This is a genomic window from Ruegeria sp. HKCCD7559 (assembly GCF_013110575.1).
Classification (GTDB): domain Bacteria; phylum Pseudomonadota; class Alphaproteobacteria; order Rhodobacterales; family Rhodobacteraceae; genus Ruegeria.
This window is the reverse complement of record NZ_WVQU01000009.1, coordinates 22,488-37,242: the sequence shown is the minus strand read 5'-3', so window position 1 is coordinate 37,242 and position 14,755 is coordinate 22,488. Positions and strand designations below refer to the sequence as shown.

Annotated in this window: 14 protein-coding genes; 6 read left to right on the top strand and 8 right to left on the bottom strand. The window is 58.9% G+C overall.

From position 1 onward, the window contains the following. Positions 1 to 3 precede the first annotated feature (3 nt). Entirely contained in the window at positions 4 to 666 is a 663-nt protein-coding gene (locus GS605_RS18235; RefSeq protein WP_171637821.1) for a flagellar hook capping FlgD N-terminal domain-containing protein, read from the top strand. 53 nt (positions 667 to 719) lie between these two features. Further along, a complete protein-coding gene (locus GS605_RS18230; RefSeq protein ID WP_171724891.1) occupies positions 720 to 1,586 on the top strand; it encodes an aminoglycoside phosphotransferase family protein in 867 nt (288 codons plus the stop codon). A gap of 9 nt (positions 1,587 to 1,595) precedes the next feature. On the opposite strand, the gene GS605_RS18225 is transcribed toward GS605_RS18230, so the two are convergent. From GS605_RS18225 to GS605_RS18205, 5 genes are all read right to left on the bottom strand, one after another. Then, positions 1,596 to 2,897, bottom strand: a complete 1,302-nt coding sequence (locus GS605_RS18225; RefSeq protein ID WP_171724890.1) for an FAD-binding oxidoreductase — start codon at positions 2,895 to 2,897, stop codon at positions 1,596 to 1,598. Continuing rightward, positions 2,894 to 3,712 (bottom strand): ABC transporter permease, encoded by an 819-nt coding sequence (locus GS605_RS18220; protein ID WP_152459300.1) that lies wholly within the window; start codon positions 3,710 to 3,712, stop codon positions 2,894 to 2,896. Before GS605_RS18220 ends, GS605_RS18225 begins: the two co-directional genes overlap by 4 nt. Next, on the bottom strand, positions 3,709 to 4,599 hold the full coding sequence (locus tag GS605_RS18215) for an ABC transporter permease subunit (protein WP_171637827.1): 891 nt from the start codon (positions 4,597 to 4,599) through the stop codon (positions 3,709 to 3,711). Before GS605_RS18215 ends, GS605_RS18220 begins: the two co-directional genes overlap by 4 nt. Next, the gene (locus GS605_RS18210) at positions 4,599 to 5,726 is read right to left on the bottom strand and encodes an ABC transporter ATP-binding protein (protein ID WP_171205253.1); all 1,128 of its coding nucleotides are present in this window, start codon (positions 5,724 to 5,726) and stop codon (positions 4,599 to 4,601) included. Before GS605_RS18210 ends, GS605_RS18215 begins: the two co-directional genes overlap by 1 nt. 75 nt (positions 5,727 to 5,801) lie before the next feature. Next, the gene (locus GS605_RS18205) at positions 5,802 to 6,887 is read right to left on the bottom strand and encodes a polyamine ABC transporter substrate-binding protein (RefSeq protein WP_171724889.1); all 1,086 of its coding nucleotides are present in this window, start codon (positions 6,885 to 6,887) and stop codon (positions 5,802 to 5,804) included. Between the two features lie 140 nt (positions 6,888 to 7,027). Between GS605_RS18205 and GS605_RS18200 the strand changes: the two genes are divergently transcribed. Beyond that, positions 7,028 to 7,711: a GntR family transcriptional regulator gene (locus GS605_RS18200; protein ID WP_171637831.1), complete on the top strand. Its 684-nt coding sequence runs from the start codon at positions 7,028 to 7,030 to the stop codon at positions 7,709 to 7,711. Between the two features lie 77 nt (positions 7,712 to 7,788). Continuing rightward, entirely contained in the window at positions 7,789 to 9,186 is a 1,398-nt protein-coding gene (locus tag GS605_RS18195; protein WP_171724888.1) for an aspartate aminotransferase family protein, read from the top strand. Positions 9,187 to 9,239: 53 nt separating this feature from the next. Here the strand turns inward: GS605_RS18195 and GS605_RS18190 are convergent, their stop codons facing one another. After that, positions 9,240 to 10,556: a lytic murein transglycosylase gene (locus GS605_RS18190; RefSeq protein WP_171724887.1), complete on the bottom strand. Its 1,317-nt coding sequence runs from the start codon at positions 10,554 to 10,556 to the stop codon at positions 9,240 to 9,242. A 62-nt stretch (positions 10,557 to 10,618) separates the two neighbouring features. Next, on the bottom strand, positions 10,619 to 11,332 hold the full coding sequence (locus tag GS605_RS18185) for a YafY family protein (RefSeq protein ID WP_171724886.1): 714 nt from the start codon (positions 11,330 to 11,332) through the stop codon (positions 10,619 to 10,621). 85 nt (positions 11,333 to 11,417) lie between these two features. Between GS605_RS18185 and GS605_RS18180 the strand changes: the two genes are divergently transcribed. Further along, positions 11,418 to 12,116, top strand: coding sequence for a glutathione S-transferase family protein (locus GS605_RS18180; RefSeq protein ID WP_171724885.1), 699 nt, complete (start codon positions 11,418 to 11,420; stop codon positions 12,114 to 12,116). Next, positions 12,113 to 12,499, top strand: a complete 387-nt coding sequence (locus GS605_RS18175) for a DUF1801 domain-containing protein (protein WP_171637841.1) — start codon at positions 12,113 to 12,115, stop codon at positions 12,497 to 12,499. Before GS605_RS18180 ends, GS605_RS18175 begins: the two co-directional genes overlap by 4 nt. On the opposite strand, the gene rnr is transcribed toward GS605_RS18175, so the two are convergent. Then, positions 12,490 to 14,748, bottom strand: a complete 2,259-nt coding sequence (gene rnr / locus GS605_RS18170; protein WP_171724884.1) for a ribonuclease R — start codon at positions 14,746 to 14,748, stop codon at positions 12,490 to 12,492. The two genes, GS605_RS18175 and rnr, sit on opposite strands and share 10 nt — an antisense overlap. Between the last annotated feature and the right edge of the window lie 7 nt (positions 14,749 to 14,755).

Genomic DNA, 14,755 nt, shown 5'->3' with positions numbered 1-14,755 from the left:
CCAATGATTACGCCTGTCAACACCGCGCAGCCCTTTGCGGATCAACAAAAGGCCGGGGCATCTCAGAAATCCGCGATTACGTCCGACTTTGAGACTTTCTTGCTGATGCTAACGGCGCAGGCAAAGAATCAGGATCCGCTGGAGCCGATGGATTCGACCGAATATGCGTCTCAGTTGGCGCAGTTCTCGATGGTCGAGCAACAAGTCCAGACCAATGACCTCTTGTCCAACCTGGCCAACGCATTGGGCGGCACAAAACTGAACGAGCTTGCAAGCTGGGTGGGCATGGACGTCCGTTCGACATCAGCCTTTCACTTTGCCGGCCAGCCCGTGACATTGTTTGCCCAGGCCGACCCTGATGCGGACGCGACGAAATTGGTGATCCGCGACAGTGACGGCACGGTGATCGATAATGTCACCGTGCCCACGACAACTGAGGAGTTTGTTTGGGCCGGAGTGGATTCTTCAGGCAATCCATTGGCATCAGGCAACTACACCGCAACTCTGGAAAGCTACAAGGGCGACAAGTTGCTCTCCGAAAAACCTGTCGCCGCCTACAATCGCGTCGTCGAAGCACAGGTTGGCGACGATGCTGTTTTGCTGACCTTGCAGGGCGGTCAGGTGGTTCCCGCAACTCAGGTCACCGCAGTCCGAACTGGTGCTTGATCTGTCGGGCGGGACGGGCCAAACCTTGGCAAATCGACTCGCCATAAGAAGTGATGGAACCTCTGCCCGACCTGCCTGCCCCCCCTCGTGATCTGGTTGACCATCTCCACGCGCAAGGATTGGTCAACGCGCATCCCCGGTTCGAGACCTTGTACGGCGGGCGCACCAACAGGGTGTGGAAGGTCAAGGGCCGCGACAGTGACAAAGTCCTGAAACTCTACAGCACAGCGTTGCGCAATCCTTTGTTTCGCAATGATGCCGAGTTGGAGGCCCAATGTCTGAAGGCGCTTGGCACCACGGGCTTCGTGCCAAGGTTGCGGGCCACAGGGCAATACAAAGAAGCCCGTTGGGTGTTTTACGACCACGCCCCCGGAGCCCCCTGGCGGCAGGATTCAGCCCAGGTTGGCGCCTTGCTGCGCAAGCTTCATACCCTGCCCATTGCCGTCCAGGCGCCAGCCGGATGCAATGGCAGCGCAGACTTGCGCGCTCATGGAAAAAGAATTCTGCAAGGCTGCACGTCAAACGGGCGCGACGAACTCGCTGATTTGCAACCTTCAAATTCGGTCGCACCCACGCAACAGACGTGCCTGATCCATGGCGACCCCGTGGCAGGCAATATCCTGGTGGCGACCGGTGGTCTGACCTTGATCGACTGGCAATGCCCGGCCCAGGGCGATCCCTGCGAAGACCTTGCGCTGTTTTTGTCGCCTGCTATGCAGCAGCTTTACCGAGGCTCACCGCTGTCGAAGAAAGAGGAAGACCAGTTTCTTTCGGCCTACGGCAGGCCCAAAATCGTCGCGCGCTATGAACAGCTCAGGCCATGGTATGCGTGGCGCATGGCGACGTATTGCCTCTGGCGCGCTGAAAATGGTGCGCCCGATTACGCGACAGGTTTGAACTTGGAAACCGCAATTCTGTAACGCCCCGCCTCATCGCAGGTCGGCCAGTGCCAGCATGGCGTAGGCTGGCGGCATGAGCACACGGCGCCAGCGACCCAAAGGAAACCGACCCGGTGTTTGCGTCATCACGGCCGGCAGCCTGGAGTCCTGCCCCAGAACCAACCGCGCCAATGCTCGACCGCAATACGTGCCCATGGCGACGCCGTTGCCGTGATATGCAAAACCGGCGAACATCCCCGGTTGATCCGGAACGGGGCCGACAAAAGGTGTCAGGGCCCGCGACAGGCACACCAAACCGGACCAGATATGAGTGACCTCGACCGTCGACCAAGCAGGAAACATATGTTTGAAATCCTGCTGAACCTTTCGCCGAATGGCTGCTTCAGCCTCGGCCGATGACCGCAGGCCGCCCCTCATACCAAACAGAAAGCGCCCGTCCGGCATCAGGCGGAAATAGTGCAACAGATTGCGCGTGTCATAGCACATCTGATCCGATGTCCATCCCTGTGCCATCTGTTCGGTTTGGCCAAGGGGTCGCGTTACCATGACGGTCGACTGGGCAGGCATGTATCGTCCGCACATCCAGGCCGGGATATCCTCGCTGGAGTAGCCGTTGGTACACACCAACACCGCCTGCGCTTTGACTGGCCCGCTCTGCGTTTGCAACACAAAGCCGGACGCCGTTTTTTCAACGCTCAGAACTGGGGAATTCCGGAACAGATGCGCGCCCATTGCTTCGGCGGCTCGGGCAATCCCGAACAGGTATTTGCGGGGATTCAACCCGAAACCAACCGGCGAAGTGTATCCACCATGAAACGCGCCACCCATGCCCTTCGCGGGCAGGTCTCTGGCTTCGTGCAGGGTTCCCGCCTCGTCGGCATTGCGGCGCAGCATGTCCATCGCCCGCCTGGAATGCGCCAGCTGGGTTTCCCCGCTGGAGTGGGTATCCGCATCGATCTGATGCTGTGCCAACAGATCAGCGACCAGTCGGACCGCTTCCTGTTCCGCTGCCGCATAGTCCAAAGCAGCATCGCGGCCAAATCGGCGCTGCATGGATGCGTGGCCAAGTTTTGAGCCGCCAAGACAGCAAAACCCGCCATTTCGGCCCGAGGCACCCCACCCCGGTGCGCCGGCTTCGAAAACCGCAACCGAAGCATCTTCAGCCAAATGCAGAGCAGCCGAAACGCCTGTAAATCCACCGCCAATAATGGCCACATCCACATGCATGTCGCCCTGGAAGTTCGGCCAATCCAGGCTGGCAACAGTTTCGTCCCACCAACAGCCGTCGCGAGGTTCGCTGCCAAAGGCGTAGTCTGGAAAAATCCGCTTCATTCGGTGCGCGCTGCGGCCATTTCGTCCTGCTGCTGACGTACCATCGCGCGTTTGGTCACAAGCGAGGCCGTGATTACCCCGACCGTCACCACAGCGATCATGATCGTCGACAACGCGTTGATTTCCGGGCTGACACCAAGGCGCACGGCCGAGAATATCTTGATCGGCAATGTCGTCGCCGACGGCCCCGAAGTGAAGGATGCAATCACCAGATCATCAAGTGACAAGGTGAAGGCCAGCAACCAGCCCGAGATTACCGCAGGTGCGATGATCGGCAGGGTAACAAGACGGAAGGCTTGCGCGGGCGAACACCCAAGGTCCAGCGCAGCCTCTTCCAGCGACCGGTCAAAGGTGATGAGGCGCGAGGATACGACAACGGAAACGAAACACATCGAAAAGGTCGTATGCGCCAGAACGATGGTCAGAATACCCCGATCCAGGCCGATGCCAATAAACAGCAAAAGCAGCGACAGGCCGGTGATCACTTCGGGCATGACCAGCGGTGCATAGATCATGCCGGAAAACAGTGTCCGGCCAAAGAAACGCCCGCTGCGGACCAGTACATAAGCGGCGGCCGTTCCAAGAATTGTCGCCAGCGTCGACGAAAAGACCGCGACCCGGATCGTGACCCAGGCGGCATCAAGGAACGCTTCGTTCCGCAGCAGCTCTCCGTACCATTTCGTCGAAAACCCGGCCCAGACCGTGACCAGCTTGCTTTCGTTGAAGCTGAAGACGATCAGGATGATCATCGGGATGTACAGAAACGCAAAACCCAGCGTCAGCGAAACCGTGTTGAACCAGCTCAATCTGTTCATCCCTCGGCCTCCGCCTGTTTCTGCTGGTTGCGCTGGAACAGCACGATGGGAATGACAAGGATCAGCAGCAGCACGATGGCCACCGCACTTGCCACCGGCCAGTCACGGTTCGAAAAGAACTCTTCCCACAGAACCTTGCCGATCATCAGCGTACCGGAACCACCCAGAAGGGATGGGATCACGAATTCACCGATCACAGGGATCATCACCAGGAAACACCCTGCAATGATGCCGGGTTTGGATAGCGGGATGGTCACCAACCAGAAGGCCTGCAAACGGGAACACCCCAGATCCTCGGCCGCTTCGATCAATGATCCGTCCAACCGTTCCAACGCCGAATAGATCGGCAGGATCATGAAAGGCAGGTAGGTGTAGACAATGCCGATATAGACGGCAGTTGACGTGTTCAGGATCGTCAGCGGCGTCGAGATGATACCGGTCCACAGCAAGATCTGGTTGAGGTACCCTTCGTTCGACAGAATGCCCATCCAAGCGTAAACCCGGATCAGGAACGAAGTCCAGAAGGGCAGGATGACCAGCATCATCAGTGTCGGTCGCCATTCCTGAGGCGCGCGGGCCATGCCGTAGGCAATGGGATAGCCCACCAGCAGTGTCAGGAAGGTCGAAATCAAAGCGATCTTGACGCTGGACAGGTAGGCTTTCCAATACAGGTCGTCCTCGGTCAGCCAGACATAATTCTCCAGATCAAGCTGGCTGAAAAACTCCTTTATCCCCGCCCAACCGGCAGACAGGTCCAAAGTCGGAGCATAAGGGGGTATGGCAAGCGCGGTATCCGACAGCGAAATCTTCAGAACGATGAAGAACGGCACCAGAAACAGTGCCAACAGCCAGACGTAAGGAATGGCGATCAGAACGGCGCGGCGCATCAGTTGGCCAACAGAACCGCAGCCGTGGCTGTCCAGGACAGCCAGACCGGGTCTTCCCAGGTGAAAGAACGGCGCGAGATGCGGCGGGTGTTGGCCGTCTGCGCCTTGATGATTGTGCCGTTTGCCAATTCAACGTGATAGGTGGACAGATTGCCCAGATAGGCAATGTCGTGAACCTTGCCCTGCACGGCGTTGACCGCATCGACGGGCCGTTCGGCAGAGATTGTCACTTTCTCGGGGCGGATCGCCAGATGGCAGGGCTGGCCGTCTGAGAAACCGGCAGGCGAAGATGCCGTGAACGGGGCCTGACCTTCGGCCCAATCGATCTGATAGGCGTCCTCTCCGGATGGAGTCGCGCGGCCTTCGATTATGTTCACATCTCCGATGAAGTCAGCGACATAAACAGATTCAGGGTTTTCATAGATGCGATCCGGGGTGGCCACTTGCTTTAACTGGCCTTGATCCATCACCGCGACGCGGGTGGCGACTGTCATCGCCTCTTCCTGATCATGAGTGACGATGACAAAGGTGGTGCCGGTCTTTTCCTGGATATCCATCAATTCGAACTGGGTATCCTGACGCAGCTTCTTGTCCAACGCGCCCAGCGGTTCATCCAGCAGCAGAAGCTTGGGCGCTTTGGCCAACGAGCGCGCCAGCGCGACGCGCTGCCTCTGACCGCCCGAGATCTGATGCGGTTTGCGACGGGCGAACTGTTCCAGCCGGGTCAGGCGCAGCATCTCTTCGACCCGATCTTCCAGATCGTGCTTGGGCATGTTGTCTCGGCGCAGACCGAAAGCGATGTTTTCCCAGACACTCAGATGCGGGAACAGGGCATAGGACTGGAACATCATGTTCACGGCCCGTTTGTTCGGCGGGATGGGGTCAATATCCTGCCCGCCCAGCAGAATATGGCCTTCGGTCGGGGTCTCGAACCCGGCCAGCATCCGCATCATCGTTGTTTTGCCGCACCCAGAAGGGCCTAGCAGGGCAAAAAACTCACGTTCGAAAATATCCAGAGACAGGTTGTCGATCGCCGTGAACTCGCCAAAGCGCTTGGTCACGTTCTGGAACTGGATCAAGGGTTTCGCCTGTGGGTCATTCCACGGCGCAAAAACGTCAGAACTCAAAGCAGCCCCCGCATGGTCAGTTTGGACAATAGTGCGGCGGGGCGATCGCCAGACCGCCCCGCGCTTTTGACCGGATCAGGTGCCTGACTTGATCTTGGTCCAAAGACGGGTCACGACCCGCTGTGTCTTCGCGGGGTACGGAGTCGTGATGTACAGGTTCTGCATCGTGGCTTCATCCGGATAAATTGCCGGATCGCCGATCACGTCTTCCTCAAGAAACTCCTGAGACGCCTTGTTGCCGTTGGCGTAGTATACGTAGTTGGACGCAGCAGCCATGTTGTTGGCATCCAGAATGAAATTCAGGAACTTGTGCGCACCTTCCGGATTCGGCGCGTCGGCAGGAATTGCCATCTGGTCGAACCACATCAACGACCCTTCTGCGAACGGGTGGTATTCGATGTTCACACCGTTGTCGGCTTCGGCCGCGCGGTCCCGCGCCTGCAAAATATCACCGGACCAACCCACGGCTACGCAAATATCGCCATTGGCCAGCGCGTTGATGTATTCCGAACTGTGAAACTTCTGGATGTAGGGGCGAACGCTTGTCAGAACGTCTTCGACCTTCTTGATCACTTCCGGGTCATGGCTGTCGGGGTCTTCACCGATGTACTGCAAGGTCATCGGTATCATTTCGGCTGGCGCATCAAGTAAGTGAACGCCACACGAGGCCAGCTTTTCCATATTTTCTGGCTTCAGAACCAAATCCATGCTGTTCAGGGCCACGTCGTCACCCAAGACTTCCCTGACCTTGTCGACGTTCACGCCGATGCCCGTCGTTCCCCACATGTAGTTGATCGAGTAGGCATTGTTCGGATCATATCCTGCGGTACGCTTCTGAATCACGTCCCACAAATTTTCCGCATTCGGCAACTTGGCCATGTCCAGTTCCTGAAACGCGCCCGCCTGAATCTGGCGTTGCAGGAATGTGCCCGACGGCACCACCACATCGTATCCCGAACCACCGGCCAGCATCTTGGTTTCCAAAACCTCATTGCTGTCGAACACATCGTAAATCAGGGTCAGACCGGTTTCTTCCTCGAATTTGCTTAGCAATTCTTCGTCGATATAGTCGGACCAGTTATAAACACGCACCTCTTCGGCGAATGCCGCCGAAGTCCCCAATGCGATGACCGCTGTCATGGTCAGCGTTTTGATTGTCATATTCTTCTCCCTGCAAGTGTACGGCTATTTTCCCGTTTTTTTGGATTTGATCAAGTTTTGCGTTTTCCCTCGATCCAGCGTATGGTTTCACGAGGTCTGTCACCTGACAAGTCAGGGTTAGTCGAAATGGGAAGAACCGATTGGATTTGATCAAAAATAAGGCATCTGCGTCGATAGTCGACAAAGGGAAACAGCCCGCGCATGAGCAGGTTTATCAAACGCTCAGATCACAGATCCTGTTCGGCGAATTGGTTCCGGGCCAGCCTGTCACGATCCAGGGCCTGACTGATTCGCTGGGTGTTGGCATGACACCGGTGCGCGAAGCCATCCGCCGGTTGATCTCGGACGGGGCATTGGTGTTCCAGGGCAATCGGCGTGTAAGTGTGCCGCTGCTGTCCCCGGGCGATATCCAGGAAATGATCTTTGCAAGAACCTCAATAGAATCAGAGCTTTCAAGGCGCGCGACGTCGAATTTGCAGGCCGAGGATATCGATCATCTTGAGCGGCTTGATACGCATTTGGACCGTATGATCGCCGACGGGGATGTGGGCGGATATCTGCGTCTGAACCAGGCGTTCCACGAAACGCTGTACTCTCATGCAAACGCACCGATTCTCAGTGATCTCGCCGAAAGGCTTTGGTTGCGGTTCGGCCCTTCGCTGCGTGTCGTGTGTGGTCGATTCGGGACTCAAAGCCTGCCGGATCGACACAAGGATATCATTTCCGCCTTGCGCGAAGGCGACGCCGAAAAAGCGGCAAAGGCAACGGCTCAGGACATCGAACAAGGCATGGAATTGATGTCGGACGCCCTGACTTCCGCTTAACTCAGCCTGATTCGATTGACAGCGATGAATTTGATCATATTGTGATCCGCAACTGCGTTCTTGTAGGAGATTCTCCGATGTCCACCATAACCAACCATATGCCGACCGCCGAATTGCAGGCGCTGGATGCGGCGCATCACATCCATCCTTTCTCGGCCAATGGTGCGCTGGGGCAGGAAGGGGCCCGCGTGATTACACGCGCCAGCGGGGTTTACCTGACCGACAGCGAAGGTGAGGAAATCCTGGACGCAATGGCAGGACTTTGGTGCGTCAATATCGGTTATGGCCGCGATGAGCTGGCCGATGTCGCGGCGCGTCAGATGCGCGAACTGCCCTACTACAACACCTTCTTCAAGACGACCCATGTGCCCGCAATCGCACTGGCGGCCAAAATCGCCGAACTGGCACCAGGTGATCTGAACCATGTCTTTTTCGCAGCTGGCGGGTCCGAGGCAAACGACACCAACATCCGCCTCGTGCGCACATACTGGGCCGAGAAGGGGCAGCCGGACAAAAATATCATCATCAGCAGGAAAAACGCGTATCACGGGTCTTCTGTCGGGTCGGCTTCGCTGGGCGGCATGGCAGGTATGCATGCGCAGGGCGGCATTCCGATCCCGAACATTCACCACATCAACCAACCGAACTGGTGGGCGGAAGGCGGCGACATGTCGCCCGAGGAATTCGGCCTGGCCCGCGCGCGCGAGCTGGAAGAGGCCATACAGGAGCTGGGCGAGGACCGTGTCGCGGCCTTTATCGCCGAGCCGGTTCAGGGTGCAGGCGGCGTGATCGTGGCGCCCGATACCTACTGGCCGGAAATTCAGCGCATCTGCGACAAATACGATATCCTGTTGATTGCAGACGAGGTGATCTGTGGGTTCGGCCGAACCGGCAACTGGTTCGGATCGCAAACCGTGGGCATCAAACCGCATATCATGACCATCGCCAAGGGGCTCAGCTCGGGCTATGCGCCGATCGGCGGGTCCATCGTGAATGATGAGATCGCCGAAGTGATCGGCGGGACGGAATTTAACCACGGGTACACCTATTCCGGCCACCCCGTCGCCGCCGCCGTGGCGCTTGAAAACCTACGCATTTTGGAAGAAGAGAAGATCGTCGAGCATGTGCGCGACGTTGCAGCCCCCTATCTGAAACAGAAATGGGAGGCCCTGGTCGATCACCCGCTTGTGGGTGAGGCGAAGATCGTCGGAATGATGGCCTCCATCGCTCTGACACCCGACAAAGCCAGCCGCGCCAAATTCGCGTCCGAGCCCGGAACGGTCGGCTATATCTGCCGTGACCGTTGCTTTGCCAACAATCTGATCATGCGTCATGTGGGCGACCGCATGATCATCTCGCCGCCGCTGATCCTGACCCCGGCAGATATCGACGAGATGTTCGTGCGGATTTACAAATCTCTGGACGAAGCACAGGCGGAAATCATCGCTCAGGGACTGATGAAAGCCGCATCCTGAGATCAGAAAAAGGTTCTATTAAGGGGCGGCCCGTCTGGGTCGCCTCTTATCGTTCACCGCAACCGCTCCAAAAGTGTCGCAGTTGGATAGCCGTCCGGCACCAAGCCCTGCGCCAGTTGGTAGGCGCGAACCGCATTGATGGTATTCGGCCCTGTACGCCCATCGATACCCTTTGTATCGAACCCCGCATTGGTCAGGCGGGTTTGCAGTTCTTTCTTCTCGGTGAAGCTTAGCGCCCGCTCCCCTCGGGGCCAGTCGGACTGAAACGGTGCGCCACCCGCAAGCCGGTCGGACAGGTGTCCGATACCGATCACGTAAGCGTCGGCCCCGTTATAGGCCTCGATCACGCTGAAATTGTCGAAAATCATCAGCGCCACGCCATGCCTCCCGGCGGGCAAAAGGATTGCGGCTTGCCCGTGATCCAGGACCGGTTTGCCGTCACGCCCGACCACGCCACGCGCCGCCCAATCTGACGGCAGCAGGGTGAAGTCCCGTTTGGCGGTGGCATAGTCAAACCCTTCGGGCAAGCGCACCTCGACGCCCCAGGGCTGCCCCTTTTTCCAACCGTGTCGCGCCAGATAGGACGCGGCCGAGGCCAGCGCATCCGTCGGATCATCCGACCAGATGTCTCGCCGACCATCGCCATCGAAATCAACTGCGTGATCCAGATACGAAGTTGGCATGAATTGCGTGTGCCCCATCGCACCTGCCCAGCTGCCCAGCATGTTTTTGGCGCTGACATCGCCTGCCTGCACGATCCTCAGCGCGGCGATCAACTGCGTTTCAAAGAACTGCGCCCGCCGTGCATCAAAGGCCAGCGTCGCCAAGGAACTCAGCGTCCGGTTGCTGCCACGATAAGAGCCGAATGATGTTTCCAACCCCCAGATCGCCGTGACCACTTCATTTTCTACGCCATATACCGCCTCGATTTGCTGCAACACCTGCCGATGTCGTTGCATCGCGGCACGACCATTGGAAACGCGCGTGTCCGAGACGGCGGAATCCAGATACGCCCAGATCGGTTTCGAAAATTCAGCCTGATTGCGGTCTCGTTTCAGGATGTCCTCGTCAAAGATCATGTCCGGGAACACCCTGTTCAATGTTCTTTCCGATATACCCTGCTGCTTCGCGCGCTCGTGAAACGCGCCGAGCCAGGCCTGAAACCGTACGGTCACGGCCGCGGACACCCGCAAAGCCTCAACCGCCGGGCGCGGGACCGGACGGATCGAAACCGCCACATCCGCCGAGGCCAGCTGTATCGTTTTGCCGGACACTGCACTGTCTGGCCAAGTCGTATTTTCTGATATGTCCGCCTGCACCATGGATGCCCACAATGCGACGGTCATGATGCCGCCTACGCATTTTTGCATTCCGATTTTTCCTGATTACTGCTCGACCTCAGGGTAGCGCAAAATCGGCGAATCACAAAGTCTCAGGCGTCCTCATCGCGTTCTTGCGCGTCGCGCGCTGCGCGGATTTGCGCCAAAACTGCGCGCAGCATGGGCACCCGGTAAGGTCTAAAGCTTTGATCTGTCACGGACATGTCCTGCATGCGATCCAACCGGAAGACGCGAAAATCCTGTCTCAGGTGGCACCAGCCGAGCAACACATTTGATCGATCCATATAGACGATGCTCAGCGGGTTGACCCGTCTTTGTGTGGCACCGCCCTTTGCGTCCGTATACGAGAACTCGATCGCGCGTTCGTCCCACGTCGCCTGCCGCAAAATGGCCACGTCGATTGTTGGCGCGGGCGGGCGATTGAACCGCGTTGCCGCCAGAACCGCGTGGCTCAGCCGATGGGACTGACGCTGTGGCAATCGCCCCTGCAATTTCCGCAGGGCGGCGCTGGCTGCATCTGACAAGGCCGGGTCACCAATCACCTGAACTTCGCGCAGGCCAAGAACCAGGGCCTCAAGCTCGTCATCGGTGAAACCCAATGGCGGCAAAGTGGCATCTTCGATCAGGGTGAATCCAAACCCTGCCTCACCGTCGATAACGGCCCCCAGACCACGCAGCGCGTCAATATCCCTGTGTATCGTTCTGGCAGAAACACCCAGATCCTGCGCCAGTTGTTCAGACGTTCTGGGCGATGGGCCAGAACGCAGGGCTTGCATCAGTTGGAACAATCGGGCGGTGCGGGACATGATGAACCCTAGCCTATCCCTAATGACAAAAACTGTCATCAGCTCGGTTTACTCATCCGGCACGTCAAATATACGGAGCCACGCGATGCTGACCCTTCTCACCTATCCTTCCGCCTTCGGACTGTTCAGCGCCAGTCCGTTCTGCGTCAAGACAGCCTTGATGCTTCAGCACTCCGGTCAGGTCTGGCAGCGTTCGGACATGCTTGACCCGCGCAGGATGCCGCATCAAAAACTGCCAGTGCTGCGGACGCCAGAGCGGTTGATTCCGGACAGCGATCTGATCCGCGATTGGCTGGAACGGAAGGGGGCGGAGTTCGATCAGGGGCTTTCGGATGTGGAAAAAGCGCAATCCCGCGCGCTGGTACGAATGGCCGAAGAGCATCTGTATTTCCACATCGTTCTGGACCGCTGGGGAAATGACGAGGTCTGGCCGATCCTTCGCGAAACCTTTTTCACCGGAATTCCGACCCTGATCCGAAAGCCGGCGTCCAATGCGATCCGAAAATCCGTTCTGAAAGGAATCAGGTCACAAGGGATCGGCCGGTTCTCGTTGCCCGAGCGCCTGGACCGGGTCGAACGCGATCTCGAGGCGATCTCGGCCCATCTGTGGCAATCCCGCTTCCTGCTGGCGGATCAACCGACTTCAGCAGATATGAGCGTCGGCCCAATGCTCGCCGCCATGCGCGCAACGCCTGCCGATACCCCACTGACCCGAAGGATCAAACAAGATAATCTGTTGAACAGTTACGTAGACCGGATGGAACAGGCGATACCGATTGCATGAAACCTTTTGATGACCCCACAGTCGCCTCGGCCTTTGAAGCCATGCCCCCGCAAGCACGCGCGGGGGCCCTGGCGCTTCGCGATCTGATACTGAATACAGCAGAGTCTCTGCCCACCGCCAATCCATTGCGAGAAGAGCTGCGCTGGGGCCAGCCCGCCTATCTTGCCCCCAAAGGGTCAACGATCCGGCTGGGGGCTCACAAATCCGCGGATTTCGCACTGTTCGTGCACTGCCAAAGCCGATTGATCGGTGATTTCACCACGGCCTTTCCGGGCGAGGACCGAATTGACGGGAACCGGGCCATTCTGTTCGATGACCCGAGCCAGATCGATGAAACCCGCCATGGCTGGCTGATTGCCCGGGCGCTGACCTATCACCTTTGACGGCGCTTGCGTTCGACCTTGCGCTTGATCTTGTCCTTCTTGCGCTTGGTGCTGGCTGCCTTGCGTCGCGTCGACCGCTTGGCGGGCCCGCGCCCGCGCGGCAGGGCCTGATCGTCGATGGACAGCAGTTCCAGCTCCAACCCGCCGGTCACAGGTGTCGCCTCGGTCAGCCTCACCGTGACCCGCTGGCCGATGGCGATGATCAGCCCGGAATCCGAGCCCATCAGCGTTCCGGCCTCTCGATCAAAATGGAAGAATTCGCGCCCCAAAGACCGCACCGGCACTAGGCCATCCGCGCCCGTTTCGTCCATTTTCACGAAGGCCCCGAACCGGGCAATGCCACTGATCCGCCCGGTGAATTCGTTGCCCACACGTTCGCTGAGATAGGCCGCCAGATAGCGGTCGGTCGTATCGCGCTCGGCCATCATCGAGCGGCGTTCGGTATCCGAAATATGCGTGGCCGTTTCTTCGAGCCGGGCAATTTCATCCTCGGTCAGCCCGTCCTTGCCCCAGCCATGGGCCGAGATAAGCGCCCGGTGCACGATCAGGTCTGCATAGCGCCGGATGGGCGAGGTGAAATGCGCGTAATTACGCAGCGCCAGCCCGAAATGGCCGAAGTTTTCCGGGCTGTAATAGGCCTGCGCCATCGACCGTAAGGTGCTGAGATTGATCAGCTCGGCATCCTCGGTGCCGGCGGCGGCATTCAGCAGCGCGTTCAGGTGACGGGTCTGGAGCACCTGCCCCTTGGCCAGATTCAGCCCGGCGGCCTGCGCCGTCTCGCGCAGGCTTTCCAGTTTTTCGGGCGCGGGTTCTTCGTGAACCCGGAACAGCAGCGGGCTGCGCTTGGCGATCAGCGTCTCGGCGGCGGCCACGTTGGCCAGGATCATGAATTCCTCGATCAGCCGGTGCGCGTCCAGCCGCTCGCGGAAGGCCACGCTTTCGACCTCGCCCTTGTCGTTCAGCACGATCTTGCGTTCCGGCAGGTCCAACTCCAGCGGCTGGCGATCAGCACGGGCCTTTTTCAGCGCGGCATATGCAGCATAAAGCGGTTTCAGAACGCTCTCCAGCAACGGCCCAGTGCGGTCGTTCGGATGACCGTCGATGGCCTCTTGCACCTCGGCATAGTTCAGGGACGCGGCCGAGCGCATCAGCCCGCGCACGAACCGGTGGTCGATCTTGTTGCCGTTTGCGTCGATCTGCATCCGCACCGCGATACAGGCGCGCGGCACGCCTTCGTGCAGCGAACACAGATCACCCGACAGACGGTCGGGCAGCATCGGCACGACGCGGTCGGGGAAATAGCTGGAATTGCCGCGCTTGCGCGCCTCGCGGTCCAGCGCGGTGCCGGGCCGCACATAGGCGGCGACATCAGCAATGGCGACCCAGATCACATGACCGCCCGGGTTTTTCGGGTCGTCATCAGCATGGGCATAACAGGCGTCGTCATGATCGCGCGCGTCCGAGGGATCGATTGTCAGTAAAGGCATATCCCGCAGATCCTCGCGGCCTTTCAGGCCGACAGGTTTGGCCTTGTCGGCCTCGGCAATCACCTTGTCGGGGAAATCATCCGGGATGCCGTGCTGATGGATCGCGATCAACGAAACGGCCTTGGGCGCAGTAGGGTCGCCCAGCCGTTCAACGATACGCGCGCGTGGCAGCCCCATGCGGTTTTTCGGCCCGGCTTGCTCGGCCTCGACCAGTTCGCCATCCCTGGCGCCCAGCGCAGCGCCTTCGGCCACCAGCCATTCGGTCGATCCGGCCTTGTCGATCGGCACGATCCGCCCGCCTTCGGCCCCTTTGCGGAAGATACCCACGATTTTCCGAGGGTTCGTTCCGATACGGCGGATCAGGCGGGCTTCGTAATTGTGATCTTCCTCATGCACCACGGTCAGACGAGCCAGAATGCGATCACCTTCGCCCAGCGCCGGGTCGCTGGCGCGAGCAATGATCAGAACGATGGGCTCGACCCCCTCGCCATGCCATTCCAGCGGCCGCGCGAACAGGTCGCCATCGGCATTCGGCGCCTTTACCTGCAACACGCTGACCGGCGGTAGGCGATCCGGGTCGCGGTAACTGCGCTTGCGCTTCTCAAGATGGCCTTCGGCCTCAAGCTCTTTGAGGATACGTTTCAGATCAATCCGATCCGCGCCCTTGATGCCAAAGGCTTTGGCGATATCGCGTTTTGAGGTCAGAGTGGGGTTCGCCGAGATCCAGTCCAGGACCTCCTGCTTGGTAGGGATGCGAGTCATACGTCCG

Bases quoted from the DNA above. Each gene is read 5' to 3' on its own strand.
- GS605_RS18235 (WP_171637821.1), top strand. From the start codon at position 4: ATGATTACGCCTGTCAACACCGCGCAGCCCTTTGCGGATCAACAAAAG.
- GS605_RS18230 (WP_171724891.1), top strand. From the start codon at position 720: ATGGAACCTCTGCCCGACCTGCCTGCCCCCCCTCGTGATCTGGTTGAC.
- GS605_RS18225 (WP_171724890.1), bottom strand. From the start codon at position 2,897: ATGAAGCGGATTTTTCCAGACTACGCCTTTGGCAGCGAACCTCGCGAC.
- GS605_RS18220 (WP_152459300.1), bottom strand. From the start codon at position 3,712: ATGAACAGATTGAGCTGGTTCAACACGGTTTCGCTGACGCTGGGTTTT.
- GS605_RS18215 (WP_171637827.1), bottom strand. From the start codon at position 4,599: ATGCGCCGCGCCGTTCTGATCGCCATTCCTTACGTCTGGCTGTTGGCA.
- GS605_RS18205 (WP_171724889.1), bottom strand. From the start codon at position 6,887: ATGACAATCAAAACGCTGACCATGACAGCGGTCATCGCATTGGGGACT.
- GS605_RS18195 (WP_171724888.1), top strand. From the start codon at position 7,789: ATGTCCACCATAACCAACCATATGCCGACCGCCGAATTGCAGGCGCTG.
- GS605_RS18190 (WP_171724887.1), bottom strand. From the start codon at position 10,556: ATGCAAAAATGCGTAGGCGGCATCATGACCGTCGCATTGTGGGCATCC.
- GS605_RS18185 (WP_171724886.1), bottom strand. From the start codon at position 11,332: ATGTCCCGCACCGCCCGATTGTTCCAACTGATGCAAGCCCTGCGTTCT.
- GS605_RS18180 (WP_171724885.1), top strand. From the start codon at position 11,418: ATGCTGACCCTTCTCACCTATCCTTCCGCCTTCGGACTGTTCAGCGCC.
- GS605_RS18175 (WP_171637841.1), top strand. From the start codon at position 12,113: ATGAAACCTTTTGATGACCCCACAGTCGCCTCGGCCTTTGAAGCCATG.
- rnr (WP_171724884.1), bottom strand. From the start codon at position 14,748: ATGACTCGCATCCCTACCAAGCAGGAGGTCCTGGACTGGATCTCGGCG.